The organism is Paraburkholderia sp. SEWSISQ10-3 4, assembly GCF_030464785.1.
GTDB lineage: Bacteria > Pseudomonadota > Gammaproteobacteria > Burkholderiales > Burkholderiaceae > Paraburkholderia > Paraburkholderia aspalathi.
In genome coordinates this window covers 84,727-111,725 of record NZ_JALPRI010000006.1, presented here as the reverse complement: position 1 = coordinate 111,725, position 26,999 = coordinate 84,727, and the positions used below count along the sequence as shown (strand labels likewise).

Sequence of the window (26,999 nt, the reverse complement as noted above, 5' to 3'; positions counted from 1 at the left end):
TTGGTGATTTGATGGTGTTTCAACGCGCGTCGAGCGCATCCTGGGTCATCGGTTCGGAGCGCGAAGACTGGTGATTCCGGCTCTTGTGCGAACCCACAGGGCTGCCGGGGCGGATCCTGAACCAGATCGCGAACATGGCCGGTAGGAACACCAGCGTGAGAATCGTTCCGGCTAACGTGCCGCCGATCAGCGTGTAGGCGAGGGTTCCCCAGAACACCGAATGCGTCAGCGGGATGAATGCCAGGATCGCCGCCATGGCCGTGAGAATCACCGGGCGCGCCCGCTGCACAGTGGCTTCGACGACCGCATGGAACGGATCCAGCCCGGCATGTTCGTTCTGGTGAATCTGCCCGATCAGGATCAGCGTGTTGCGCATCAGGATGCCCGACAGCGCGATGAGACCGACCAGCGCGTTGATGCCGAACGGCTGCCGGAACAGGATCAATGTCGGAACGACGCCAATGAGGCCGAGCGGACTCGTCAGGAACACCATCACCATCGCCGAGATCGAGCGAACCTGGAGAATGATGATGATCAGCGTGATCGCCAGCATGATCGGGAACAGCGGCAGCATCGCAGTCGTCGCTTTGCCCGATTCCTCGATGGAGCCAGCCTGCTCGATCCGGTAGCCGGTCGGCAGCTTCGCGATGATCGGCTGAAGCTGCCTGGTGATTGCCGTTGATACGTCCGGTGGCTGCAGATTTTCGGCAATGTCGCCACGTACCGTGATCGTCGGCACGCGGTCGCGCCAGCGAATGATCGGCTCCTCCATGCGCACGTCGACCTTGCCGACCTGCGACAGCGGAATGCGCTGCCCGTTGGCGCCGGCTAGCGTTAAGTCGCCGAGCCGGGCAGGGTCGAGACGCACATCGCCGGCCGAGCGCGCGATCACCTGCACGGTTCGGATATCCTCACGCACGGCGGTGACAGGCACGCCGGTGAGCAGGAACTGCAGCTGTTGCGCGACGGCGCTGGACGTCAATCCCACCGCCTGCAAGCGATCCTGCTGCAACGTGAAGTGCAGCGTCGGTGAGCGCGTGCCCCAGTCCGTGTTGACCGTGCGCATCATCGGACTGGCCTCCATCACCTGCTGGACTTGAGCCGCGATTCCACGCAGTTTGTCCGGGTCCGGACCGGTGACGCGATAGGCGACCGGGAACGGCGAATATGGCCCGAACACGAGTTGCGTGACGCGCACGCGCGCTTCGGGCACAAGACCATCGGCGATGGCTCGCCTCAGTCGCGCCTTCAGTGCATCGCGCTCCTCCTGACTGTCCGTGCGGATCACGATCTTTGCGAACGACGGATCGGGCAGTTCCGGTCCCATCGCCAGGAAAAAGCGCGGTGCACCTTGCCCGACGTACGCGGTGACGATCCTGGCGTCCTTCTGTTCAGACAACCATGCCTCCACCTTTCGCGTGGCGATGCTGGTCTGCGAAATCGATGTGCCGTAGGGCATCTGCACTTCGACCAGCACTTCGGGGCGATCGGAGATCGGGAAGAACTGCTTCTTGACCACACCCATACCGAGGATGGCCAGGGCAAAGAGGCCAACGACCGAACCGGCGACCAGCCATTTGCGCGCGATCACGCGCGTCAGCAACTGGCGGAAGCGGTTGTAGCGCGGCGTGTCATAGATCGCGTCATGCCCACCTTCGACCTTTTTGAAGTCGGGCAGCATCTTCACGCCGAGGTAGGGCGTGAAGAACACGGCAACGACCCAGGACGCGATCAGTGCAATGCCGACTACCCAGAACATATTGCTGGTGTATTCGCCCGCGGTGGACCGCGCGAAGCCGTTGGGCATGAAGCCCACGGCCGTCACCAGCGTGCCCGACAGCATGGGGGCGGCAGTGTGGCTCCAGGCATAGGCAGAGGCGGCCACACGGCTGTAGCCTTCCTCCATTTTCACCACCATCATTTCAATAGCGATGATCGCGTCGTCCACCAGCAGGCCCAGCGCCAGGATCAGGGATCCCAGCGTGATGCGATCGAAGTTCTTGCCTGTCGCGGCCATCACCACGAACACGATGGCCAGCGTCAACGGGACAGCGGCGGCAACCACCAGGCCTGCGCGCCAGCCCATGCTCACGAAGCTCACGAGCATGACCACCAGCAGGGCGACAAAAAACTTGAGCATGAACTCGTCGACCGCCGAATGAATGTTGACGGCCTGATCGGTGACCTTTGTCAGGCGCATGCCCAGCGGCAGCCCGGCGTTGATTGCGCCGACCTCGCTGTCCAGTGCCTTGCCGAGATCGAGCCCGTTCCAGCCGTCGCGCATCACGATGCCCAGCAGCAGCGCGGGCTCGCCGTCGTTGCGGATCATGAATGTCGCCGGATCTTCATAACCGCGCTCGACGGTGGCAATGTCCGACAGTTTCAGCGTGCGGCCCTGCACGACGACCGGCGTGTCGCGGATCTTCTGCAGGTTGTCAAAGGCGCCGTCCAGGCGAATGAACACCTCTGGACCTTTGGTCTCCACGGAGCCGGCCGGCGTCAGGGCGTTCTGGCCATTGAGCGCGGCGAATACGTCCTGCGGACTGACACCGAGCGTTGCCAGCCGGTCATGCGAGAACTGGACGTAGATGCGCTCGGCCTGCTCGCCGATGATATTGACCTTCTTCACGCCCGGCACATGCAGCAGCCGTTGCCGCAGCGTCTCGGCATCGCGCACGAGCAGCCGTTGCGGTTCGCCCCGGGCTTTCAGTGCGAAGAGCGCAAACGTGACATCAGCATATTCGTCATTGACCATCGGCCCGATCACGCCAGCCGGAAGGTTAGCTGCTTCGTCGCCGATTTTTTTCCGGGCCTGGTAGAACTCCTCCTGCACTTCCGACGGCGGTGTGCTGTCGAGCAACGTCAGCGTTGTGTATGCCAGGCCAGGTCGTGTGTAGGTTTCGGTCCGGTCGTACCAGCGCAGCTCCTGCATGCGCTTTTCGATCTTTTCGGCGACCTGGTCGTGCATTTCCTGCGCAGTGGCCCCCGGCCATACGGTGATGATGGTCATCACCTTGATTGTGAACGCCGGGTCTTCGGCGCGACCCAGCTTGAAGAACGACAGGAGCCCGGCTAGCGAGATCAGGCAGATCAGGAACAGGGTGATGGAACGCTCGCGCACGGCGAGCGCCGACAGATTGAATCGGCCTTCGCTCACGGACGTGCTCCTTCGTTTGCCATCGCGACGGCCTGGCCGGACACGCGGACCTGCTCGCCTTCGCGCAGCAACTGGGCACCGAGCGCAATGACGCGATCGCCTTGCTTCAACGCACCGGACACGCGCGCGCTGTCGTCGTCCAGGTGAAGGACCGTCACCGGCTGCCATGCAACCCTGGCCGGCTCGCCGTTGGCGATCCACACGCCGGGCCCTTTGCCCGCGTCGAGCACCGCGCCGATCGGCACCTGCATGCCGCCTTGGAGCGCCACGCGTGCGTCCGGTATCTCGATCGTGACGGTTGCACCTAGCGGCGCGTCGGCGAGCGCGTCCTGCAATACATAACGCGCTTCGAATGTGCGGGTACGCGGATCCGCCGTATCCGAGAGCTGGCGCAGCGTGGCTGGCACGCTGACGCCGCTGTTGCCGAACAGGGTCGCATGGGCGACCGAACCGATGGCGGGGCGCAGAGTTTCCGGTAGTTGGATTACGGCCTCGCGGCGCCCGGCATGGGCCAGGCGCACCACGGGCTGTCCGGCGCTGATGACCTGGCCCGGTTCGGCCAGCGTTTCCATCACGACGCCATCGCCGTCCGCGGCCAGATTGGCGTAGTCCGTCGCATTGCGCGCCACGTCGGCGTCGGCCTGGGCCGCGCTGAGCTGCGCCCTGGCGGCATCGGCGGCCGCCTTGGCCTGGTCGTAGGCCGAAGCCGAGATCGCACCCGTGCCGCGCAGGTCGCGATAGCGCTCCTCATCCTGCGCGGTCTGCTGCGCCCGCGCCCGCGCGGCGGTCACCGCCTCCTGCCGGGCCTGCGCGGCAAGCTTGAGATCGATGGGATCGAGGCGCATCAGCAGCTGCCCGCGTTTGACGGTTTGGCCGGTATCCACAAGCCGTTCCAGCACCTTGCCGGAAACACGGAAACCCAGGTCGCTTTGCACGCGAGCCGCGACAGTCCCCGTAAACGAACGGGCTGCGGGGACGGCGCTCTGAACGATGGCCGTGCGCACCAGCGGCACCTCGGTGCGCGGATCGGACGGTGCTTTTTCGCCGCAGGCCGCTAGCGCAAGCGGCAGCGCACAGGCGAGTGCGGAGGTGGCGAAGCGACGCGAGAACATGAAAGTCCCATCGATGAAGTGATGACGGCTTTCATTATGGTTCTAGTGACCAAATTAGTCAAGAGTCACTAGTGTTGATCGCGTCAGGGCGACAGACTTCGGAGAACCAGGCTGGACAGCTGCGCAGGCGCGATATCGGTGGTGTCGCGGTTGTACTGCAGGAGTAGCGGGTTGAGGTACGGGCGCAGCACCAGGTAGATTGCCATCGCGGTTTCGTCCAGCGGCGTCTTGCGTTCGAAGTCTCCGCTTTGCCGACCTTCCTGCAGAACTTCCTGGAGCAGCTTCTGAACACGTGCCTCATAGGCTTGCACCGCCTGCCAGTTTTCCGTGGCGGCCGATGCTGCGATTTCGTATAGCTTGCGGTCCCGGAAAAACAGCCTGAGGCTCGCTTCGGTAAAGACCTTGAAGATCCGTCGCAGCTTCTCCGGCGGCAGATCGGTCTCTGCGACGGCTGTCCGGACCTCGCTTTCGATTTCGCGCAGGCAGTTGACGCAGATCATCTCGCCAATGGCCTGCTTGGATTCGAAGAACTTGTAGATGTAGGCCTTGGAAAACCCGATCGCCCTGGCAAGGTCAGAGACCGTCGTTTTCTCGTAGCCATACCGGCTGAAGTGCTCGGTGGCGGCGGCAACGATCTGGTCCCGCACTTCGTGATCAGCCGGGCCACGCGCGGGGGCGGAGGAAGTGGTGGTGTTTTTCATGGGCATAGCATACAGGAATGGACAACGAGTGACTATTTGGTATTATAGTCACATCCGGAACTTCGCTAAGACGCTCATGCTACCCAAACACCTCCTTGCTGCGGTCATTGTCGCCAGCCTCTCGGCGGCCTGCGCTGTCGGCCCCGACTATGTCCGGCCCGATGTAGCCATGCCGGACCATTTCCAGGGCCAGGCTGCGGTAGATCACCGGCAGGCGGCGGCGAGCGCAGACCTGGTCACGTGGTGGACGGGTTTCGGCGATCCGCAACTGACGCGATTCGTCGCGCTTGCGCTGGAGCAGAACCTCGACCTCGCGCAGGCATCCGCTCGCGTCGTGCAGGCGCGTGCAGGACTTGGCGCGGCGAATGCCGCGCTGCTGCCTTCTGGCAATGTTAGTGGCCAGGCGGCCCGGGTCTACCAGTCGGTTGAAACTCCGCTGGGACGTGTCCTGAACTCAACGCCTGGTTTCGATCGCTACGGTAACGACTACGAGGCCAATTTCAACGCGAGTTGGGAACTGGATGTGTTTGGTGGCCTGCGTCGCGGGCGGGAAGCGGCACTTGCCGACTATCAGGCTTCAGAGGCCGGCGAGGTGGCTACGCGCCTGGCTGTGGCAGCACAGACCGCCGACATCTACATCACCATCCGTGGATTGCAGGCTCGTCTGCAGGTGGCCCGCAAGCAGTTGCAGACGCAGCAGGATCTGCTCTCGACCATCGAGCTTCTGTATGGGAAAGGCCTGGCGGCCGACCTTCAGGTGAGCCAGGCTGAAGGCGCGCTTGCGCAGGTTCAGGCGTCCATCCCGGTCCTCGAGGCCGGCCTGGATGCGGCGATGAACGCGCTGGATGTGATGCTGGGCTCACAGCCCGGCACGCATCGGGCGGAACTCATCGAGGGCGGCGATATCCCGGCCGCCCCGCGAATCGCAGGCACCGGATCGCCTGGCGAGTTGCTCAGGCGTCGGCCCGATCTGATCGTGGCCGAGCGCCGCCTTGCTGCATCGAACGCGCGTATCGGCGTGGCAGTCGCTGAGTATTACCCCAAGCTGTCACTCAGTGGACTGATCGGGAGCGCCACTTCAGTGGCCAGCGGCAACCTGTTCAGTAGCGGCGCCGGTCAGGCCGCTGGTCTGCTGGGGCTGCGCTGGCGTCTGTTCGATTTCGGCCGCATCAATGCCCAGATCAATGAGGCCAAAGGCCAGGACGCCGAGATGCTCGCCGCGTACCGGCTTGCCGCATTGCACGCAACGGAGGACGTCGAGAATTCTTTCTCTGCACTCGTGAAGCGCGAGGAGCAGGCCGCCGTTCTCGCGCAGGGTGTGAGCTCGCTCGGCCGGGCGCGAGCCGCCTCGTTTGCGGCCTACCAGAAAGGTGTCGTCAGCCTAATCGAAGTCCTGCAGGCCGATCAGAACTTGCTGAGCGCATCCGACGAGCGGGTGCAGGCGCAAACAGAATCGGCGCGCGCAGCGATCGCCGCATTCAAAGCGCTCGGCGGGGGGTGGCAACCCGCCGATCCTCAGGCCGTTGCAAGCCGATAGCACCACCACCCTGGGCCGGCTGCAGTTGGCCCGCTCGTTTGCAGAGGCTTCCTCCGACAGTCGGGACGCTGTTTCCGCGCCTGCCGATGCGCAGTGCGCACGACAGGCAAGTGACCGTTGGTAATTCGAGAACGGCCACAGCTAGTGCAATGACCTGACTGAAGGAAACGGATCCGCAAAGCGGCCCTGTCCGTTATCGATCGATAGTGCCGTAGAGCTAACGTTTCATGGCCTCGATGCGGGCGGCCGCGGTCGCTGCGCTACCTTCCTTGACCGGAGCTAAAGAAGCCGTGATTCTCGTTAGAAAACGCTGGGAACCAGGTTCTCACCACCGGATACTTCGATGACGGTGCCGGTTACATAAGGGTTGGTCATCAGGAACAGCGCAGCGTGTCCAATATCATCTGCTGTGCCTGCGTGTCGCGCCGGAAAGGACTCACGTACTTTTGCTCTCAATGCCTCGCGCTCGTTATCGGACATGACGCGCCACAAGTTTGTGTCGACATAGCCGGGACGTATCGTGTTAACTCGGGTAGGGGCTAGTTCGAGTGCGAGTGAGCCCGATAAAGATTCCACCGCGACAAACGCAGAGGTGACAGCGCTGAAGCCGCTCTTATGTCGCGCTGCCAAGCCACCGGTAAGGAAGGTAATCGAGCCGCCGGCTCTCAGGTGGGGCGCTGCATAACGCGCACAGGCCCAACTGCCGAGGAACTTATTTTCTATATAGCTTCGGACGCCGCGCATATCGTCGTCCATGAAAGTCCCCCAGGTCCCCAAATCGGGCCCTGCTGTGACAGCGAGATGGTCGAATGGTCCTATGTTGTCAAAGGCCTTTCTCACCGCTGCCTCATCGCAGATATCCAAGGTCACCTGTTCGAAATTAGCCAAATCCCGACGTTCCTCCGCCGAGGTGATACGCCGACTTGCGACCATCACGGACGCACCCGCTGCATACGCCGCTTGCGCAATTCCAAGGCCAATTCCTGTTTTCCCGCCAACCACCACCACTTTTTTTCCCGAGAGGCTCAGTAAGGGCGGTGACGAATGTTCTCGATGATTCATTGCGGTGCTCATGGCTCTAGTCCTATTTGATCAGTAGTTTTGTTGTTGATCCAGGAAGCGCCGCAACTTATCGACCAAAAAATCGATGAGCGGCGTTCCTTCCAACAGGGGTTTCAAGGTGCTCGATGGGCTTGGGCGGCTGTGACGCATTGTTTTGGTAAAAAACGTGTTGCCACGCTAGCTTCTGCTGTCGTTCGACCCATCGATCGGGCACGCATCGATACTAATTTGGTCGGTTAAGATTGATAATGGGCAAATATTTCATAGGTACCATTCTTTGAAAGAATAGGTCGATCTGCCCCGGGAGGTCCGCAGTCGATTCCTGGCAAGGTTCATGCGAGCCCCGCCAAGCTCGCCAAGGAAATGGAATGGATCGATTTCATGAATTGACCGCTTTCATCACGGTTGTAGAAGCGGGTGGTTTTTCCGCTGCCGCGCGCCGGCTTGATGATTCGCAATCTGGAATGAGCAAATCCATCAGTGCATTGGAGAAGCGGCTCGGTGTGCTGCTTTTCAACAGGAGCACGCGCAGTGTGACGTTGACCGATCAAGGGCGAAAATACTATGACCGTATCAAGCCGCTTCTCGAGGAAATGGACGAAGCGGACGGGGAGCTAACCAGCAGCTCGCTGGAAGTCTCCGGTCTTGTCAGGATCGCTGCGCCCTCTACATTTGGCCGGCTTCATGTCCTTCCGCTGATCCCACAATTGTTGGCACTTCATCCGAAGATCAAGTTGGATCTTGGTCTTTCGGACAGCGTCCGAGATCTGCTTGCGGACGGGATCGATTTAGCGATTAGAGTCGGTCCTGTGCACGATCCGGATGCGGTGGTGAAACGGGTGACGGACACTTCATTGGTATGTGTTGGGTCTCGCCGTTATTTTGCTCGACACGAGGCGCCCACGGTCCCGGAGGATCTTGTCAATCACAATTGTCTTGTCTACAACGAGATGACGAATTGGGCTTTTGGCGGCCCAAAAGGAGAATTTAGCGTGCCCGTGAGCGGTAATCTTTCTTCGAACAGTATGGAGACGATTCTTTCCGGGGTGCTTGCTGGTATAGGCATAGGCATGTTTTCCCGGGCGTCGTTGGTAGGTGAACTCCAGCATCCAGACATCGTTACCGTGCTCGATCCGTTTATGAATGAAGCGAGAGACGTCAGCCTCATCTGGCCAAAGCGTAGGTTTGTACCAGCCCGTGTGCGGCTGGTAACTGATTTCTTCGTGACAACGCTCTCTCAGCGTGTTTGAGCACCATGTGGCAAATAGCCCATGACGATCTCCGTTCATGCGAAGGGATGGTCAAGTTAGCGACTGAACGGGTAGGCCCCCGCATTCGCACCGATCCGACTGGCCGTTGAACAACCCCAAAGCGGACATATGCCTCTCGAGTGCGAACGACCGTTTCCGTCGTTCAACTGTCATCCGGTTTGATCTGAGACTGGCCGTCGTACTCCGAACGCGGATGCCCTCCACAATCTGGCAATACTGCTCGAAAGACATGGCGACTGATCGTTATACAGTGTCGCGTATGCAGCCGCACTTACTGCACCCGAGCGATCCACGGATCAGCGTTGCGGACGATATCATCGGGGCTCGATTTGGCCAAGCCGCTCAGTCAGCGATTGCGGGTGGCCATCAAACAGCGCCGCGTAGTAAACCGTGTTCGACAATACATTCTTGACGTAGTCGCGGGTTTCGTTAAACGGAATTGTCTCCGCGAAAATCGCGCCTTCCACCGGTCGCGGCAGGTTGGCCTGCCACTTACGCGGGCGCCCAGGGCCGGCGTTGTAGCCGGCGGTCGCGAGCACGGCAGAACGGTCAAGCTGGTTGTAAATCATCGATAGATAGGACGTGCCAAGCAGGATGTTCGTGTCGATGTCGTTCATCCTGGCCCGCGAGATCGTACCGAGCCCGATCTTCCTCGCGACCATGTCAGCGGTGTTCGGCATCACCTGCATCAGGCCGCCCGCGCCAACCTCCGAGCGCGCATTGATAATGAAGCGCGACTCCTGGCGAATGAGGCCATACGCCCATCCGACGTCGAACCCGGTGGACCGCGTATCGCGCTCGACAATCGTGCGGAATGGCGCCAGGTAGCGCAGCGAAAAATCATGTTCCGTCTGCGTCCTGTCGGCAGTGCTCACAGCCCGGTCATAAAGCTCGATGCGACGCGCGTACTCGGCGACTGCGAGCAGTTGTCGGTCAGTCATGCCGCGTAGCTGCCAGTTCCACTCACGGTTGCCTTCCGTACGCAGGTGCAGCGCGTAAAAGCGTTCTGCCAGCTCGAAGCCTGGTGTCCGGCCAGCCCGCTCAACTTCTTCGTCGGTCACCTTGGTCTGCGGCGGGATCACGATCTGCCGGCCGAGTGCCTCGGAGGCCAACTGGCCATAGAAGGTGTAGTTACCCGCGATCGTTCGGAATTCCTGGTCGGCTGCCGCCACCTCGCTGCTCTGCTTCAACGCGCGCGCGTACCAGTAGACCCATGCTGGCTGTGCGCGCAGCGCGGCCGGCATCTGCTCGATCGACCAGCGCACCATTGTCCAATCCCCGGCCAGCAGCGCGCTGCGCGTGCGCCACTCGTAGGCCTGACTCGACAGGGGCGCGTTCGCCGACAGCCGGTACCAGTTCACCGCGCCCGGTAGCTGCCTGAGCACCGCCTGATAGGCGATCGTGCCCCAACCGATAGCCCGTTCTGCCAGGGTGAGCGACGGTGCGATTGCGGTGAAGGTGGCCTCGGCGGCCTCCGGATCGCCGACCGCCAACTGTGTGATGGCGAGCAGCGCGAGTTGATGGGACGCTGCGTCCAGCTGGATGCCTTTCGCGAGCAACAGGCGTGGCTGGTTCGTCGCCTGCTCGAGGAGCCGCTGATCCGGGCGCGCCGCGCCCAGCGCATCGACCAGTCTGCCGCCTGTCGTCCTCGCGCCCTGTTCATAGGCCTGGCGAATCAGCTGCCACCCATCGTCCGGAGTGAACTGCTGGTTACGGACGAGCGCGGTGATCAGATCGACGCAGCCGTCACCGTACCAGTTCGGCTCGACGAGCAGCGCCCGCGCCGCGTTGGCCACATTTTCGCCTCGCGTGGCACGGGACTCGAGCGCATAGCACTTCACCTGCGTGTCGTCGTCCAGGACGAACTTTGAATATTGCGAATCGAAATCGTGCCAGTCGTGGCGCGCCCCGAGCACGCGAAGGTAGTCGTTGCGCAGACGGTCGGCAATCGCCTGTCCGTCGTAGCGTTGCAGAAATGACAGCACCGGTGCGTCCGGCGCGTCGAGATTCGCATGCCCCGCGCCGGTGAACAGACGCGGCTTGATCTGGAAATAGCTGAGATAAGCCGGCGCCGGATAATTCGGAATCAAGCTTGCCAGGTGCGCTGCGCGCGCGGGATCGTTGTCGCGTGCAGCGTCATGCAACTTGATGAAAATCTGATCGTCGGCGGACAACGAGGTGAACGGGGTGGGATGTCTGGCTAGCACCGTGCCAGACATGACCAATGTCACGGCGGCAAGGGCAAGGCCGACCGTGCGAGACACCCGGTGAAGTCGTGTGGACATCGCTGTTTTCTCGTTGTTTCAGTGCAGAACATTGAACCAAAGCTTAGGCCGCTACCCTTCGAAGCGAAGCTTCGAAAAAGACAGGACTCAACCCGCAATTCAGCTCTTTGCGAGCCGGATGCCTGGGGCACATCGGCACTTGCGTGTCCGCTGTTTCGTAGCGTGGGCCGGGAGCTGGATTCGGCAATGCGATCCAGAAGGTCTTGAACGCGGCGTTGGTCGTTCTGGCCGGGATGCTCGCTTCTGGGTGGTTTTGGAGCGGAGGGTCGTCAAAGTGCAGCGAGGACTAAATGAAAACGGGCACCCACCTGGGTGGAGATTCCTCCGCTTATGTCGAGAAAGACTCTTGACTGACCAGCGCGGATAGAGCTCACGAGTGCTGCGAGTGAGGTAGTTGTTGGACCCAACCACGGTAGCCAGGCAGCGAGCGCGGGGGGCACAGCCGAGACCTTGGCTAGTCGGATGGAAGTCGCGATCGACGAACGTGGCCGAGTTTGTGATCTACATCGTCAAAGGCCGTGACGCCTGGTGAACCGGCGGCCGGCTCGCATTTTTAGAGCGTAGTTTCCAGCTGAGCTGACCACCCGGGCTACTCCCATTGATTCAATTCGCAATCGCCACGTCGCCAGCCAACGTTAGCCAATATCGATCGTGCGGCTCGTGGATCGCTGCTGCTCCTGTTTCGGCACCGTCAACGTCAGGACGCCCTTGTCAAACTTTGCGAGAGCGTGGTCGGGATCGGCATTTTCCGGCATCGGGATTGTGCGCGTGAAGGCTCCATATGCGCGTTCAAGTCGATAGCAGCCGTCTTCCTCACTGTGCACATCCTGCTTCTTTTCGCCACGCAATACCAACGCTCCGTCCTCGACGCTAATGGTCAAGTCCTCCCGCTCCATGCCTGGCAGTTCGACGGTCACGCGCAGTATCTTTCCCTCGTCGACCACGTCGATGCGCGGCTGGAAACGCGATGAACTGAAGTCGCCAAACCATCGTTCGAGCGCGCCGCGCGCCGCGAACGGATCATGAAAGAAATCCTCCATCGCACGCCACGGATCACGGGGAAAAAGTCGCGAAATGTCGGGCCACGGAACACGTGACGGTTCGCTGTCCGGCGGGCTTTGCGCACTGTCCGCCTCGGGCTTGCGTCCTGAACCGCGGAGAAATTTGAAAGGGTTCCACTTTTTCGGATCGGTGTTCATCTTATGCTCCTCGACGGTCTGGCAGGAGAACCGGAGCGTGACGATCTGCATCTGCGCCTCGACGGGCCCGGGTGGTGGCGACCTCGCAGCCGCCACCGGTTTTTCTCCTGTCATCGTTGCGGGCCTTCCGGACTTAGTTGGTCTGCACCTCGATCCGCCGCGGCCGTGCTTCGTCGCGACGCGGAATCGTCAGCTTCAGCACGCCGTCCTGCAGGTTTGCATCGATCTTCGATGTGTCGAAGTCCGGGCTCAGCGAGAACGCGCGCGCGAAATGCGGTTCCCGGATCTCGGCGTGCTGCAGCCGCAGACCGGCGGGCGTCGGCACAACTGCTTCGGCCTCGATATAAAGATTGCCGTCGTGCACCTTCACGTCGAGTTTGTCCTTTGCGACGCCTGGCAGGTCCGCCCACAGCGTGATGCCCTGGCTGTCCTCGAACACGTCGACTGCCGGTGCGAGCGTCGTCCGCCGCGCCGGCTGGTCACCCTCGCGTCGTGCTACCGCGCTCTGGTCGCGCTCAGCGACCTGTGTCCTGTCGTTCATGGCTTGCTCCTTGAATGGCTGACATTACTGGACGGTAATGGCTCGCGGCTTCGACGCTTCACGCTTGCCCACGCAGATCGACAGGCAACCGTTGGTGTAGCGCGCCTGCACCTTGTCGGGGTCCGCATTCTGCGGCAGCTCGATCACGCGCCGGAAACTGCCGCTGAACCGCTCCTGTGCATAGGTGCGGGTGTCGTCCCGGGTTTTGTCATCGCTGCCGGTCTGGGCGGGCTTGCGCTCACCGCTGATTGTCAGCAGGCCCTTGTCGATCGACACGTCGAGTTCGGCCAGCTTCAGACCGGGCGCGAACGCGACGATTTCGATTGAGTCGTCAGTCGTACCGATGTTCAGCTGCGGAAAGGCCCCGAAGCGGCCCGAGCGGATGCTGGACGGAAAACCGCCGAACAGGCTGTCCACCTGCCGCTGCAGACGGTCAAACTCACTGAACAGGTCGGTTCCGGAAAAGAGATCACTCATCGTATCCTCCTTCGATGCAGCGAGGAGGCGAACGGGCCTACGCGCTCCAGTCCGCCTGCCAGGCCGCTGGCAAACAAATCGAAACACGCAGCGCACCGGATGTGACCGGCGCATCTGCCTGAGCGAAATCAAAGATAGAACCTACGGTGAAAATTTCAAGGGGCGGTAGTGAAATTCCGGTCTTGAAAATCGCCTGCCAAATCCTATTATCGCGGTGCGTTGCAACGGAACCGGAGGACACCATGGAATTCGATTCAGACTGGCTCACGCTTGGCAGACACCGCGTCCGGCTGCGCTCGACCAGAGGCTTTCCGACGGAATTGATGCGCAGCGTGGCGGAGGTCGTGCAACTCGCGATCGACAACAACATGAGCGCCCGCGCGCGGCTGGTCGAGATCGTCTTCCAGCACGAACAAACCTACGATATCGCTGTCGGCACGACACTTACCGAAGACCGCGTTTGTGCGCCGCAACTGGAAGCGGCGATTGCGATGGTGCTCGGCGTGCTGCCGGATCAAGTGAACATCATCGTGACGACAGTAAGTCAGGAGGAAGTCGACCTGCACTTCGGCGTGTATGAGCGCATGCTGGCCGAGAAACTGGGCGTGGTGCCGCCAATCCAGTGATCTTCGGGCTATTGCGCTTGGCCGCAGGAGCCGCGATGCATAAGCACGGGAAGGCTGGCCTACCGGATCGTTTGCTTCTGCTGCCCTATTTGGGGCAGCGGGTCGCAGTCACGGGACGCGTCACCCGTTTTCCACCGTTCAGCCGACGACGACCTAACGTAATGCCGGCGGTCTTGCTGTCTGGGCGAGTCCGTCTTGATTCCGAATGGCTGCTTTGCAGAAAACTCGGTGGCCGCTCCGGGTCGACCTTAGCCAGTCGCCGTCCGGCTCAGTGCGGCCACAAACAGCCGGTCATCGAAGGCCATTGAGCGTCCGCTTTCTACCGGATACACGCCGCGCTGCCGCAGCCTTTGGGTCGCGCGCAAGACAGCGATGTCCAACTCGCGTGGCCCGCATTGTGCCTCGCGAGAGTTACCCTGCAAGCTGTCGGCGTCATCTTCGCGCAAGGCACGTGAGCCGGCGAGAGCCGCGAATTCGGGGATTTCATCGCTTCGATAAATATCGACCGCCTGAGACAACAAATCCTCCCGCCGGACTTGCGCGTTCCTTAGACCTGCGCGTACCCGCCATCAGCGAACAATTCACTTCCCGTCATGAAGCTGCTCTCATCGGAGGCAAGAAACAGGGCGGCGGCAGCGAGTTCGTCCGGTTTCCCCATGCGTCCGATAGGAACCCGTGCAATCAGGGCTGCTGCAGCGGCTTCTTGCTGGCCTGAGCGCGCCAAACCGTTGAGCAGACCAGGCGTTTCGGTTGGACCCGGCGAAAGGACGTTCACGCGAATCCCCGTGCCCTTTAAATCCCACGCCCAGCTCCTTGCAAGATTGCGGACTGCTGCCTTCGAGGCGCTGTAGACACTGAACGCTGGTGCGCCCATCGAGCCAGTCGTCGATCCGGTGAGGATGATCGATCCGCCTTGCTTCATTAACGGCAGCGCTTTCTGTACGGTGAACAGCGTCCCCTTGACGTTCACACCGAAAATCGTATCGAACGATGCTTCGGTGATGGAGCCGATCGGCTGCGTGCCGCCCAGTCCGGCATTAGCGAACAATATGTCGATTCGTCCTTTTGTGGCCTCTACTTTGGCGAAGATTCGATCGAGGTCGTCCAGGTGGGAGACATCGCCTTGGACAGCGGTCGCGCGAGACCCGATGGCTTTGAGCGCGTTGTCCAATTCTTCCTGGCGACGACCAACGATAACAACCTCCGCCCCTTCCGCTGCGAATCGCGTGGCAGCCGCCAGTCCAATACCACTGCTACCACCTGTCACCACTGCGACTTTTCCTTCTAACCTGCTCATGTGCACCTCCGGTTGGAATCAGAAGTCACACAGTAGACCTGCACCATTCATCTGGATAGTATTTACCTTTTGGTAAGTACCATGAGAGAGGCAGCAGAATGGCTACGATTACCTTTAACTGTGGGCTTGACGCCGCGCTGGCAGTCCTTGGCGGGAAATGGAAACCGCTGGTGTTGTTTCATCTGGCGCATGGTGTGCATCGATATGGTGAGCTGAGGCGCGCGGTGGGTAGCGTCAGCGATAAAGTGTTGATTCAGCAACTGAAAGAGTTGCAGATGGATGAGGTAATAGAGCGCGTCGACTACAAAGAGATTCCGCCAAAGGTTGAGTACTCTCTCACGCCTTTTGGGCGTTCGCTGGCGAAGGCGCTTGGTCCCCTTTGCGTTTGGGGTACCGAGCATATGCGCGACGTCGAGCGAATCGCCTTACGCCGACAGACACCCGCGGATGCCGATGTCGGTCAAGATTAGTGGCGGCTCCGGCGTGGACTCACGCTGACGCTGCGTCAGTTAGCCTGGCGCCATTCGTTTCGTCAGGATTTGCTGCAATGAACCCATATTGGTCTCTGCGCGGACACTCGTGGTCAGGTAGCCGAAGGGCCGTAGAGGGTCGACTTCTGCCGATCGCATCAGGCTCTGTGTGGCCTATCAACGACCTTCGGCTACAGGCAACCATTTCTGTCCCGCGCGCCAATAGTTCGATGGCTAGCAAAGCCATGATGGTCCAGTGCTACGCGGATCGGCGGCCCGGTTGCCCGGTCCGCCGTTTTCCCCGATGCGTGGTTCCTTCGTTACTTCCTTGATGTCAGCCCACCGAGCACGGCGCTGGATGACCCGGACGTTCCTCCGCTGGCGCCGCCAAGCGCACTCGTCAGGGCGTTGACGAGGCCGGTCACGGGCGCGAGCAGGTTGGTCGTGCCGGACCCACCTGAACCGCCTGAGGCGTGTAGCGCGCCTGTCGACGATGATGCTACTGACGTCGCTGGTACTAGCGGGTTGTTGGCGCTGCCTGTCGCGCCGTTCAGCGCGACGCTTGCCGAGATGGCCACGCCGGTGAGCGGCGCTAATGGATTGCCAGGTCCTCCGACCATGCTGGTCAGCGAAGAGGTCAGCGAAGTCAGGGTGCCGGCCAGAGGTGCGAGTGGATTGGTCGAGCCGCCAATACTGCCAAGTCCGCCCGTCAGCGTGCCGGGCAGCGAAGTGAGGATGTTGGTGAGCGGTGCCAGCGGATTGCCGGACGAACTGCCGCCCGGATTGAGGATGCCGGTCAGGCCGCCGAGCGGATTACCGCTGCCCGAGCCACCTGTGGTCAGCAGGCCGCCGACCGAGGTAACCGTATTGCCCAACTGGGTCACGACGTTACCCAGGTTCTTGCCGATCGGATTACCCGTGGCGCTGCCGATCTGGCCGCCCGCAGTGTCGAGGCCGTGGCCGATGGTCGACAGCAGTCCATTGAGCGGCTTACCCAAACCGGTCGTGTCGCCGACGGTCTGGGTGGTCTGCGCGAGCGTCGCGGTGATTGGCGTGATTGCAGTGCTGAGGGTCTGCGTGAGCTGCTGCACCGGGCCGTTAGTGAGCGTCGAGCCGAGTTGCGTGCCCAGGCTGCTGACGGCGGTGCCCACGGTTGAGATCGTGCTACCGAGCGGGGCCGTCAGGGGGCTGAGCGGAGCAGTCGGACCGCTGCCGAGGCTGGTCACGAGCTGTCCGGCGCTATTGACGGCCTGGCCGGCGTCATAGACCAGGTTGCCGCTGCTGGCGAGGGTGGTACCGAGAGGGTCGGTCGAGTTCCCTAGCTGGCCGAGACCGTTGAAAGCGCCCGCGCCGAGTGCGGACACTCCGGCGCCGAGATTCGAAACCACACTGCCGAGCGCTGTGGCGGTAGCGGTGTTGCCGCCAGGGATCGGCGTGAGACCGATCTGGCTGCCGATGGCCGAGACAGTCTGGCCGGCCGCAGTGACGACATTGCCGGTGTTCTGCACCACGACGCCGAGTGGGTTCGCGCTCGACGGCGTGGGTGTCGGCGTAGGCGTCGGCGTCGGCGTCGGCGTCGGCGTGGGCGTGGGCGTGGGCGTGGGCGTGGGCGTCGGCGTCGGCGTGGGCGTTGGCGTAGGCGTAGGCGTAGGCGTAGGCGTGGGCGTGGGCGTGGGCGTAGGCGTAGGCGTCGGCGTGGGTGTAGGCGTGGGCGTGGGCGTTGGCGTTGGCGTAGGCGTGGGCGTCGGCGTCGGCGTGGGTGTAGGCGTCGGCGTCGGCGTAGGCGTAGGCGTAGGCGTAGGCGTAGGCGTGCCGTTACCTGAGCCGGACCCCGATCCGGAACCTGTACCGGACCCCGCCCCTCCTCCCGAACCACTGCCGGACCCGCCGCCTGTACCTGTGATGGCGCCGCTTCCCGAACCATTGCCAAGCGTTGGCGACTTCGTGGTCAATGTCGATCCACAACCTTGAAGAACCATCAGTGACGACACGCACATGGCGATCGTCGTCATTTTGAAATTGCGATTCATGCTTGCACCCCCCGGTGATGAAAATCCTGGGGTTGTGACTGCAAAGGTCATACCATATGGGGAGCGCACCGTGCGGTGCATAAGAAAGGTCAGCAAATCAAGGGCGCGCAGGCGATCGATTCCCGCGCGTCGCGATCTTGAATGCCAGTGTGGTGCGGAACATTGTCTTCCAAACCTCGAACGTAACGTAACGTGCGGAGCGGTTTTCACACATCTGCGTTTCCCCCGAGGCAGCTGTTCTTCAATAATGAACAGTCGTTTAAGAGCCGATTGCGATCGACGGTTGATGGTCGACGACTTTGCCTGACGACGACCGGCTCAGTTCGTTTAGGATTGTTCGACGCCTGCTCGCATGCGTCATGCGTGCGCTCACGCGGCAGCAGGCAAGGGCAGGTGTCGAACACACCTAAACGGGTGTGGACGTTCGCCGTCGTAGGCGCTCAAGCACCCGATGCGGTTGCTTCCTTGCCCGCATTGCAGACTGGCGTACCGTTCGGGCTAGTTGTGGCATCCGGGCGAATGTCCGTTGTCGATCAATTCGAACGTCCCTTCAGGGTCGACTGCAGAAAAACGCATTGAGCAGCCAGCCGGCCACTCAATGCACTCACCGGCGCGCTCGCCTGCGGAACTCGCTTCCAACATTTCCGTAGGCCAGTCGACCAGCGAAGAGCCGAACCAGCCTGAGGCACTAACAGCGCACCTCAAGCAAGCGCCACGACAGCAATCTCGACAAGCAACTCGGGCGCGGCCAATTTCGCCTGCACTGTCGCACGTGTTGGTGCGCAGCCTTGCGGAACCCATGCGTCCCATACTTCGTTCATACCGGCGAAATCGCGGCTAATGTCCGAAAGCCAGACCTGCGCGGAAACCAGACGCGTCCTGTCGATGCCAGCTTTCTCCAGAAAGTCGTCGATCTTCTCCAGTACTTTCGCGGTCTGAACCTTCACGTCGGGTGCGTGATCGGCCGACGTCTGGCCGCCAACGAACACGAGGCCACCGGCTTTGACGACGCGGCTCATACGCTGATTGGTTTCGATACGAACGATATCGGTCATGAACATCTCTCCAGTAGAAGTCGAACGAAACCGTCGCGCGCCGACTCAATGCGCGTGACGGAGCAAAAAAAGAAAGCGATTAGTGCGTGACCAGTTGCGCAGTGCGTGAAAACGACGAGTCGCGGCCGAAGCGATCGATAGCGAACGCATCGAGCGGGATCGATGGCGCGCCGTCGAGTATCAGTTCGGACACGAGCTTGCCGCAGCCTGGCCCCAACTGAAAGCCGCTGCCGCAATAGCCAAACGAGTAATACAGATTCGACGCCTTGCGGCTCGCGGAGATCACCGGCAATTCATCCTCGGTGAAGGCTTCGACGCCGGCCCACGCGCGATTTACACCGAGATTGCGCAGGTGCGGAAACAGATCGGTCACGGTTCGCGCGCTGCGCACGAGGCGGGCGAAATCCACTTCGCCGTGACGATTCGCGAGGTCCGCGATACCGATCAGTTTGCCGCCGATCACCACCGTGCCGTTGTCGAATTGCTTGAACGACAGCGGCCTGCCCGTTGCGCCAAGCGTCGCGCGACAGAAGGGCGCGACACGATGCGTGACCATCAGCATCAAACCTTCGGGGTGCACCGGAACCGGTTCACCCACCTGCTTCGTGAGTTCGCCGGACCACGCGCCCGCGGTGACCAACAGTTTTTCCGCGCTGAACGTGCCACGCGATGTCACCGCGAACCACCGCGTGCCGCGCTGTTCGATGCGGCGCACCGGCGTGCCTTCCAGAAAGCGCGCGCCCAGTCTTTGCGCGGCGAGTCGGAAGGCAGTCGTTGTCCGATAGGGCAGTGCGAAGCCGTCGCGCTCCACCCAGATGCCGCCCGTCACGTGCCGCGCAAGCGCTGGCTCGAGTTCCAGCACGGACTCGCGGTCGATCACTTTCTCGTGCGTGAATCCATGCGATTCGAGCAACGCGACGCGCTGGCGGCACGCTTCGAGTTCGTCATCGGTTTCGGCAATTTTCAGCTGGCCGGACGGGACGAAGCCCCCATCCTCGCAGAGCAGATCGCTCATCCGATACCAGATTTCGCGCGACATCAACGCGAGCGGAATCTCGGGCAACGGGCGGCCCAGCGTGCGCACGCCGCCCGCGTTCACGCCCGACGAATGACGCGCGACGTAGTCGGCTTCGAGCACGATCACCTTCGCGCCACGCCGCGCCATGTGGAACGCGCTGCTGGTGCCGTGCAGTCCACCACCCACTATAAGGACATCGACTTCGTGAAGGTTGGTGGTGTCATTCACCAGCGAGTTCTCCGAGCGTGAGCGGCTTGATCGGCGGCCGGATGCGGTAATAGCCCACTTCGGCGGGCGAGACGCGGCGCGCTTCGGCGATCACTTCCGTCACCGTGAGACCGCACATGCGGCCCTGGCACGGTCCCATTCCGCAGCGTCCGAAAGACTTCGCCTGATTCGGTCCCACACAGCCCAGCTCGACGAACTTGCGCAACTCGCCCGCGGTGACCTCCTCGCAACGGCACACAATGGTCTCGTCGCGCGGAATGCGGTTGATGTCGCGCGGACGATAGAGGCTGTCCAGAAACGGCCGGATGCGCATGACGTCGGCGAGCGCGCGGCGATGCTGAGTGGCCTCGGTATCGCGAAGCGAGGCGGTGATGGCGTCCAGTTGCGTGGCGGCCGCGAGCCCCGCGAGCGACCCCTGTAATGCCGCGGCCTGCGCGCCGCCGATCCCCGCGCAATCGCCCGCCACGAAGATGCCCGGCACGTCGAGTTCGCCCCACGCATCGACTTGCGGCGTAAAGCAGAGTTGCCCGTTGTCCCAGCGGTGCGTGGCGCGTAGCGCCTGCGTGAATTGCGTGTTCGGCACGACGCCCTGGTGCAGCAAGATCACGTCGGCTTCAATGCGATGCGCCGTGCTTTGGGTCGTGAAGTGAAGCGCGGCGGCGCGCTCGACGTGATCCGTGCCGATGCACCCTTCCACACGCAGATCGTCTGCCGCCTCGAAGATCGGCACGCCGGCTTCGCGCAGCGTGCGGATCAGTTGCAAGCCTTTGGAGAGGAACGGCCACGCGCGCAGCGCCGCAAACACATGACGCTTGGCGCGCCAGCGATCTTCATGACGCGTGGTGTCGACCAGCGCGCGAATCGGCACGCCGGCGCGCACGTATTGCCAGCCCAGCAGATAGAGCAGGGGGCCGCAGCCCGCCAGCACAGGCGGCGCGGCGGGCACTTCGCCCGCGCTTTTCAGGAGAATCTGCGCCGCGCCCGCGGTCAGCACCCCGGGCAGCGTCCAGCCGGGAATCGGAAAGGGCCGCTCCAACGCGCCGCTCGCGAGAATCACGCGCTGTGCGTCGAAGCTGCCAATCTTGCCGTCCTTCAGATAATTGACGCCGCGCTCGCGCGTGACTTGCCACACGCTCGCGTTGGTCACGTGGCGCGCGCCGGAAGCGACGAACGCGTCGGCAGTGGCGGCACCCGCTGCGTAGTCCGGACCGAGAATTTCCTTTCGACGCGCGTCGGCGCGGCCAATGCCGCGATAGATCTGGCCGCCCACGGCGTCCTGTTCGTCGATCAATACGGTTTTGAGGCCTGCGCGCGCGGTGCGCGTCGCCGCGCTCATGCCTGCGGGACCGGCGCCGACCACAACGACGTCGACAGTTTCAGAAGCGAAATCAGCGGCCATGTATGTTCTCCAGCGGTGCGTCAGTCACGGGCGGCAGGTCGCGCGCGCCTTCCTGCGAGCGAATCCGCATGCCGGCCTTCACTTCCACCATGCAGCTCTGGCGACTCGGCACGCCGTCTATTTCGACGAGGCATTCGAAGCACGCGCCCATCATGCAGAAGGGCGCGCGCGGTGCGCCGGACACGGGTGTCGCACGAAAGCGCGAGACGCCCGACGCGAGCAGGGCGGCCGCGACGGACCGGCCGCCGGGCACGGTGAGCGGCTGATCGTTGAACAGGATGTCGACGTTCGCGGCGGCTGTGCCTTGCGCGTCCGCTAGTGGCTTGAAGAGGGTGTGGGTCGATTGCGAAGTCATATCGATGGTCAGTGAGCGGGAGTCAGTTCTCGGGCGTGCTCGAAGCGGCGCGCGGAAAAATTGGGCAGTTCCTCTGGCATCGGTCTGCCCATGATCCACGGCGCCACGCGCAACGCGTGCGCCGCCGCGAGCGTCACGCCGCTGTGACACGTCACGACGAACGCGCCGGGATGCTTCACGGACTGGTCGTAGATCGGGAAGCCGTCGGGGGTGTAGACGCGCAATGCGGCCCACATGCGCACGAGCCGCACGTGCTGCAACAGCGGGAATGCGCGCACGCCGCGTCGGGCGATGTCGGCCAGCACGTGCGTGGTGGTGAAGTCGTTGAAGCCGACTTCCTCCATCGAATCGCCGAACTGCACGGTGCCCTCGTCGGTCTGTCGTACGTTGAGCGTCGGATAGTCGAGAAACTGCGTCACGCGCTCGCTCACCAGCACCTGTCCCCGATTGGGCGCGACCGGCGCATTCAGTCCGACGAATGGCGCGAGCGCGCGATTGCCGAGGCCAGCGGCGAGAACCACTCGCGCCGCGCGATACGTGCCGCGTATGCCATGCACGATGAAGCCATCGCCTTGCGGTTCGATGCGCTCCGCGCGTTCACCTGAGACGAGCCGTACGCCACGTGCCTGCATCGCGGTGTGCAGCCCGCGCAGGAGCTTGAGCGGATTCACGTGACCGTCCATCGGCGTATAACTCGCCCCAATCACATCGGGGCCGATCTGCGGAATGCGCGCGCGGACTTCGGCGGCATCGAGCATCTGATACGGGTAATCGCCGAGTTCGGCTTGCAGCGTGGAGAGGCGTTTCTCGCGTTCGGCGAGTTCGTCGTCGTTGAAGCAGAAGTGGAAGCCGCCTGGCTGACGCAACGCGACATCCACGCCGGTTTCCTTGAGCAGCGCTTCGGCGAGCAGGGGCCAGCGCGTGGCCGAACTGCGCGACCAGCGCGCGTAGGGCGACAGGCCGTAGCCCTTGCCCTGAATCCAGACGAGGCCGAAGTTGCCGCGCGAGGCGCGGAAGCCGCCGTCGTCCTCGTCGAGCACGGTGACGCGCGCGCCTTCGCGGGCGAGTCCGTAGGCCACGGCGGAACCGACGAGTCCGCCGCCGAGCACGAGCACGTCGGGGCAGACGCTGCTTGTCAATGTCATCGGGCTTCTCCGATCAGAATGCGATCGAGTCCAACCATGCGATCGAGCAGGATCATCAGGAGGACAGTGCCGACGATCAACACCGCCGACACCGAAGCGACCAGCGGATCGATCGTCTGCGCGATCTGGTTGTACATGGCGACGGGCAGCGTGGTGGTGCCGGGCGTCGCAACGAAGATGGTCATCGTGAGTTCGTCGAAACTCTGGATGAACGAGAGCACCCAGCCGCCCGCCACGCCAGTGCGGATCATCGGCAGCACCACGCGGCGAAACGCGGTGAACCGGCTGGCGCCACACGAGAGCGCGGCGCGCTCCGCATCGCGATCCAGTCCGACAGCGGACGACAACGCGAGCCGCAACGCGTACGGCAGCACGATGATCACGTGTGCGCAAACCAGTGACCAGAACGATCCCGACAGATGCAGCAGCGACAGAAAGCGCAGGAACGCGATGCCGAGCACGACGGCGGGAATCATCATCGGTGAGAGAAAGAAGCTCGTGAGCGCGGCGCGGCCGGGAAAGCGATACCGCGCAATGGCGAGCGCGGCGGGCACCGCGAGAACCACGCCGATGGTCGCCGAAGCGAACGCGAGCCGCACCGAGAGCCAGAATGCCGAGACCATGTCGTCGTTCTCCAGGATCGCGCGGAACCAGCGTAGCGACGCGCCATCGAAAGGCATCGAGATATAGCCTTTATCGGTGAAGGCCACGAGCATTACCGCCGCGAGCGGCGCGATGATGAAGGTGAGAAAGAACGCGTTGTACACGAGCCCGAGAATGCCGTTCTGTTTCATGTTCGCTCTCCCTCGCTCAGTCGAAGATATGCCGGAAGCGGCGTTCTGTGAGACGGCTGCAGCCCATCACGATCGCCACGTTGGCGATCAGCAGCAGCACGGCGATGCTTGCGCCGAGCGGCCAGTTGAGCGTGCCGAGGAATTCGTCGTAAGCGGCGGTGGCGACCACTTTCAATCGACGTCCGCCGATCAGCGCTGGCGTCGCGAAAGCCGAAGCCGAGAGCGCAAACACGATGATCGAGCCCGACAGCACGCCCGGCATGATCTGCGGCAGCACCACGCGGCGGAACACTGCGAATGGCGAGCCGCCGAGCGAGCGGCCGGCCCATTCCACTTGGGGATCGAGCTTCTGCACGGTCGCCCACACCGACATCACCATGAACGGCACTAGCACGTGAGTGAGCGCGATGATCATGCCCGTCATCGTGAAGACGAGACGGATCGGTTCGCTCGTGATATGCAGCGACTGAAGCAGATTGTTCAGCACGCCGTTATTGCCAAGCAGGATTTGCCAGCCGAGCGTGCGCACCACCACGGAAATCAACAGCGGGCCGAGCACGATCAACAGACACAGCGACTGCCATGGACGCTTCATGCGCGCGAGGACGATGGTCTCCGGCACGCCGAGCACGATCGAAAGCAGCGTGACGGCGAACGCGAGACCGGCAGTGCGCAGGAAGATCGTGCCGTAGTAGGGATCGCTGACCACTTCCCAGTAGTTCGTGAGCGTATAGGCGGAGGTGACGCCGGCCGTATCGCTGAACACGCGGAACGACAGCATCAGCGTGAGCAGCAGCGGCACCAGCAGCAGGCTGACGAACAGCAGCAGCGCGGGCCCCGACAGCAGCCACGGCGCCGCGCCGGGGCGGCCGTCTTCAAGCGTGGCCATGAGCGCTCTCCCGATCGTCTTGCGTGAGTACGCGTAGGTCGTCGTCGGTCCATGCGAGACCCACTTCGTGACCTTCCTCGGGCGGCGGCGCGCCGAGGTTCGGCTGCGCCACGCGCAGCTTGCCGAGTTCAGTCTCCACTTCCAGCAGCCACTGATTGCCGACGAAGACCCGCGTCGCGATACGGCCGCGCACACGGGCGTCGCCATTCGCCAGATGAACCTTTTCCGGGCGGATATAGACGTTCACCGATCCATCTACCTGACGGCCCTCATGCGGAACATGCAGCGTGGTGCCGGCCACCGCGACTTCCGCGCAACGCGGATTGCGGCGCAGCACTTCGCCCGGAAACGCGTTGGTGCGGCCGAGGAAGGTGGAGGCGAACGGCGTGGAGGGCCGTTCGTACGCGTCGTAGGGCGTGCTCAGTTGCGCAATCGCGCCGCGATGCATCATGGCAATGCGATCGCTCATGGTCATCGCCTCCACCTGATCGTGCGTGACGAGAATCGTCGTGATGCCGAGGCGCTTCTGGATGGCGCGCAATTCGATGTGCATTTCCTCGCGCAGCTTCGCGTCGAGGTTCGACATCGGTTCGTCGAGCAACAGGAGTTCGGGCTGCATCGCGATGGCCCGCGCTATCGCGACGCGCTGCCGCTGACCGCCAGACAGTTCCTTCGGAAAGCGGTGGCCAAGGCCATTGAGGCGCACGAGCGAGAGCGCTTCGGCCACGCGCTCGTCGCGCTCCTTGCGCTTCACCTTGCGCATCTCCAGCCCGAAGCCGACGTTGCCGGCGACTGTCATGTGAGGAAACAGCGCGTAGCTTTGAAACACCACGCCAATGCCGCGTTTTTCCGGGCGTTCCTGGGTGATGTCGCGGCCATCGAGCAGAATCCGGCCCGCGGTCGGCGTGACGAAGCCCGCGACCATCTGCAGGGTGGTCGTCTTGCCGCATCCGGACGGGCCGAGCAGCGCGAGCAGTTCCCCACGTTCGACGGCCAGATCGAGCTGCTCGATGGCGGTGAAATCGCCGTAGCGCTTCGAAATGCCTTGCAGAGTCAAAAAGGCCATACGCCTCGCTCCTTCATCAGATCGCGCGCCGCGCGAAGAACTTACCAGTCACAGACGGCTGTGACGTACATCAGCGTTCGACCGAACGGTTCCAGCGCTCCGTCCACTCGGCGCGATGCTGGTTGATCGTGGCCCAGTCCATTGCGGTCAGCTTCGAGACCTGCTCCGGTCCATACGGCACGCGCGCGGCGATGTCAGGTGTGAGCTTCACCGTCTTGTTGACCGGACCGATGCCGATGCCTTGCGCCTGCAACACCTGCACTTCCGGGCTCAACAGGTACTGCACGAACTGCTGCGACAACTGCGGCTGCGCGTTCTCCGCGACAACGCATGCCGCCACCTGCAACGCGACCGCGCCTTCCTTCGGGTAGATGAACTTGAGCGGGAAGCCGGTGTTCTGGAGCGCCACGGCGCGGCCGCTGCCATAAGGCGCGAGGATCACGTCGCCGGCTTGCATCTGACCGTCCATCTCGCCGGGCGTCGGCGCCCAGGAGAGCACGTTCGGCGCGACTTCCTTCGTCATCGCGGCGAAGCCAGGATCGATATTCTTTTCGCCGCCGCCGGAGAGGCGCGCGAGCATCACGAGCGTATGCAGGCCGTAGGTGTTGGTGATCGGCGGCACGCCCAGCTTGCCCTTGAGGTGATTGTCGGTGAGCGCCTTCCACGAGTCGGGCGGCGGCAGGCCGGCTTTCTTGAACGCCTCTTCGTTGTAGCCGATTCCGGTCGCCACCATGCCGACGCCGATCGAGGTCGGGCCGAGTTTGGCGAGCGGATAGACGTCTTTCATCACGGGCGAGTCGTCGAGCTTCGCGCACAGGTTGAATTGCATCGCCTGATACATGGGGCCGTCGTCCATCACCGCCACGTTGATCTGCTGATGGCCTTTCTGCGCCTGGAGCTTGGCGAGCGTGTCGCTCGAATTCCCCGCGACGTAGACGATCTTGACGTCATGCGCCTTTTCAAACGGCGGAATGATCTTTTGCCGGTAGACCTGTTCGTTCGAGCCGCCGACGTTGGCCACATAGAGCGTGGTCTCGGCCTGCGCGAAGAGCGGGGCGGCGAGGGTGGAAGCGAAGGAAACGGCCGCGATGGCGGCGCGCGACGGGGCGGACAGACGGCGATGCAACGCTCTTCTCATGACGACGATCTCCAGTTCCGGTGTGGGGAGGCGGGCTTGGTCGCCCGTCGTTAGAATGCAGTGTCACGCTGCCTAGTCATGTCGTCCAATACGAATTAAATACCTACCTATGCATGAGTGATATGGGTTAGGGGTGGTCGTTTAAGG

Annotated in this window: 23 protein-coding genes and 1 pseudogene; 4 read left to right on the top strand and 20 right to left on the bottom strand. The window is 62.5% G+C overall.

The window, feature by feature from the left end:
• Window positions 1-19 precede the first annotated feature (19 nt).
• From M0D68_RS15410 to M0D68_RS15400, 3 genes are all read right to left on the bottom strand, one after another.
• Window positions 20-3,157, bottom strand: a complete 3,138-nt coding sequence (locus tag M0D68_RS15410; protein ID WP_266224734.1) for an efflux RND transporter permease subunit — start codon at window positions 3,155-3,157, stop codon at window positions 20-22.
• Complete coding sequence (locus M0D68_RS15405; protein ID WP_266224733.1) at window positions 3,154-4,269, bottom strand: efflux RND transporter periplasmic adaptor subunit; 1,116 nt, start codon at window positions 4,267-4,269, stop codon at window positions 3,154-3,156. The genes M0D68_RS15410 and M0D68_RS15405 overlap by 4 nt, the downstream gene beginning before the upstream one ends.
• A gap of 83 nt (window positions 4,270-4,352) precedes the next feature.
• A complete protein-coding gene (locus M0D68_RS15400) occupies window positions 4,353-4,970 on the bottom strand; it encodes a TetR/AcrR family transcriptional regulator (protein ID WP_266224731.1) in 618 nt (205 codons plus the stop codon).
• Between the two features lie 76 nt (window positions 4,971-5,046).
• Here M0D68_RS15400 and M0D68_RS15395 point away from each other — a divergent pair, with 76 nt between their 5' ends.
• On the top strand, window positions 5,047-6,507 hold the full coding sequence (locus tag M0D68_RS15395) for an efflux transporter outer membrane subunit (RefSeq protein ID WP_256456625.1): 1,461 nt from the start codon (window positions 5,047-5,049) through the stop codon (window positions 6,505-6,507).
• A gap of 300 nt (window positions 6,508-6,807) precedes the next feature.
• Here M0D68_RS15395 and M0D68_RS15390 read toward each other — a convergent pair whose 3' ends face one another.
• Window positions 6,808-7,581, bottom strand: a complete 774-nt coding sequence (locus M0D68_RS15390) for an SDR family oxidoreductase (protein ID WP_200652897.1) — start codon at window positions 7,579-7,581, stop codon at window positions 6,808-6,810.
• A gap of 356 nt (window positions 7,582-7,937) precedes the next feature.
• Here M0D68_RS15390 and M0D68_RS15385 point away from each other — a divergent pair, with 356 nt between their 5' ends.
• Window positions 7,938-8,819: a LysR family transcriptional regulator gene (locus M0D68_RS15385; RefSeq protein ID WP_266224730.1), complete on the top strand. Its 882-nt coding sequence runs from the start codon at window positions 7,938-7,940 to the stop codon at window positions 8,817-8,819.
• Window positions 8,820-9,154: 335 nt separating this feature from the next.
• Here M0D68_RS15385 and M0D68_RS15380 read toward each other — a convergent pair whose 3' ends face one another.
• The 4 genes from M0D68_RS15380 to M0D68_RS15365 all read right to left on the bottom strand — a co-directional run bounded on the left by M0D68_RS15380 (window position 9,155) and on the right by M0D68_RS15365 (window position 13,342).
• Window positions 9,155-11,125, bottom strand: a complete 1,971-nt coding sequence (locus M0D68_RS15380; protein WP_093647352.1) for a lytic transglycosylase domain-containing protein — start codon at window positions 11,123-11,125, stop codon at window positions 9,155-9,157.
• A 635-nt stretch (window positions 11,126-11,760) separates the two neighbouring features.
• Window positions 11,761-12,324 (bottom strand): Hsp20/alpha crystallin family protein, encoded by a 564-nt coding sequence (locus tag M0D68_RS15375; RefSeq protein WP_200621496.1) that lies wholly within the window; start codon window positions 12,322-12,324, stop codon window positions 11,761-11,763.
• 133 nt (window positions 12,325-12,457) lie between these two features.
• Window positions 12,458-12,865, bottom strand: a complete 408-nt coding sequence (locus tag M0D68_RS15370) for an Hsp20/alpha crystallin family protein (protein WP_200621487.1) — start codon at window positions 12,863-12,865, stop codon at window positions 12,458-12,460.
• A 24-nt stretch (window positions 12,866-12,889) separates the two neighbouring features.
• Window positions 12,890-13,342, bottom strand: a complete 453-nt coding sequence (locus M0D68_RS15365) for an Hsp20/alpha crystallin family protein (protein WP_266224729.1) — start codon at window positions 13,340-13,342, stop codon at window positions 12,890-12,892.
• 242 nt (window positions 13,343-13,584) lie between these two features.
• Between M0D68_RS15365 and M0D68_RS15360 the strand changes: the two genes are divergently transcribed.
• Window positions 13,585-13,968 (top strand): hypothetical protein, encoded by a 384-nt coding sequence (locus M0D68_RS15360; RefSeq protein WP_200621485.1) that lies wholly within the window; start codon window positions 13,585-13,587, stop codon window positions 13,966-13,968.
• Window positions 13,969-14,216: 248 nt separating this feature from the next.
• On the opposite strand, the gene M0D68_RS15355 is transcribed toward M0D68_RS15360, so the two are convergent.
• Entirely contained in the window at window positions 14,217-14,486 is a 270-nt protein-coding gene (locus M0D68_RS15355; RefSeq protein ID WP_266224727.1) for a hypothetical protein, read from the bottom strand.
• A gap of 29 nt (window positions 14,487-14,515) precedes the next feature.
• Window positions 14,516-15,265 carry an SDR family NAD(P)-dependent oxidoreductase gene (locus M0D68_RS15350; RefSeq protein WP_200621484.1) on the bottom strand — a complete coding sequence of 250 codons (750 nt, stop codon included), beginning with the start codon at window positions 15,263-15,265 and terminating at the stop codon, window positions 14,516-14,518.
• A 98-nt stretch (window positions 15,266-15,363) separates the two neighbouring features.
• Between M0D68_RS15350 and M0D68_RS15345 the strand changes: the two genes are divergently transcribed.
• Window positions 15,364-15,735: a helix-turn-helix domain-containing protein gene (locus M0D68_RS15345; protein ID WP_093644093.1), complete on the top strand. Its 372-nt coding sequence runs from the start codon at window positions 15,364-15,366 to the stop codon at window positions 15,733-15,735.
• Between the two features lie 320 nt (window positions 15,736-16,055).
• Here the strand turns inward: M0D68_RS15345 and M0D68_RS15340 are convergent.
• The 10 genes and pseudogenes from M0D68_RS15340 to M0D68_RS15295 all read right to left on the bottom strand — a co-directional run.
• Window positions 16,056-17,360, bottom strand: a pseudogene (locus tag M0D68_RS15340) (collagen-like triple helix repeat-containing protein); the annotation flags it as partial.
• A 1,106-nt stretch (window positions 17,361-18,466) separates the two neighbouring features.
• The gene (locus M0D68_RS15335) at window positions 18,467-18,820 is read right to left on the bottom strand and encodes a RidA family protein (RefSeq protein ID WP_256456616.1); all 354 of its coding nucleotides are present in this window, start codon (window positions 18,818-18,820) and stop codon (window positions 18,467-18,469) included.
• 79 nt (window positions 18,821-18,899) lie between these two features.
• Window positions 18,900-20,066: an FAD-binding oxidoreductase gene (locus tag M0D68_RS15330; RefSeq protein WP_256456615.1), complete on the bottom strand. Its 1,167-nt coding sequence runs from the start codon at window positions 20,064-20,066 to the stop codon at window positions 18,900-18,902.
• The gene (locus tag M0D68_RS15325; protein ID WP_256456614.1) at window positions 20,059-21,465 is read right to left on the bottom strand and encodes an FAD/NAD(P)-binding oxidoreductase; all 1,407 of its coding nucleotides are present in this window, start codon (window positions 21,463-21,465) and stop codon (window positions 20,059-20,061) included. Before M0D68_RS15325 ends, M0D68_RS15330 begins: the two co-directional genes overlap by 8 nt.
• A complete protein-coding gene (locus tag M0D68_RS15320) occupies window positions 21,455-21,820 on the bottom strand; it encodes a (2Fe-2S)-binding protein (protein ID WP_093647361.1) in 366 nt (121 codons plus the stop codon). The genes M0D68_RS15325 and M0D68_RS15320 overlap by 11 nt, the downstream gene beginning before the upstream one ends.
• 8 nt (window positions 21,821-21,828) lie before the next feature.
• Window positions 21,829-22,965, bottom strand: a complete 1,137-nt coding sequence (locus M0D68_RS15315) for an FAD-binding oxidoreductase (RefSeq protein WP_266224725.1) — start codon at window positions 22,963-22,965, stop codon at window positions 21,829-21,831.
• Window positions 22,962-23,759: an ABC transporter permease gene (locus M0D68_RS15310; protein ID WP_200621479.1), complete on the bottom strand. Its 798-nt coding sequence runs from the start codon at window positions 23,757-23,759 to the stop codon at window positions 22,962-22,964. Before M0D68_RS15310 ends, M0D68_RS15315 begins: the two co-directional genes overlap by 4 nt.
• 16 nt (window positions 23,760-23,775) lie before the next feature.
• The gene (locus tag M0D68_RS15305; RefSeq protein ID WP_200621478.1) at window positions 23,776-24,648 is read right to left on the bottom strand and encodes an ABC transporter permease; all 873 of its coding nucleotides are present in this window, start codon (window positions 24,646-24,648) and stop codon (window positions 23,776-23,778) included.
• Window positions 24,635-25,714, bottom strand: coding sequence for an ABC transporter ATP-binding protein (locus M0D68_RS15300; RefSeq protein ID WP_093647368.1), 1,080 nt, complete (start codon window positions 25,712-25,714; stop codon window positions 24,635-24,637). Before M0D68_RS15300 ends, M0D68_RS15305 begins: the two co-directional genes overlap by 14 nt.
• Before the next feature lie 70 nt (window positions 25,715-25,784).
• Entirely contained in the window at window positions 25,785-26,852 is a 1,068-nt protein-coding gene (locus M0D68_RS15295; protein ID WP_266224724.1) for an ABC transporter substrate-binding protein, read from the bottom strand.
• Window positions 26,853-26,999 lie beyond the last annotated feature (147 nt).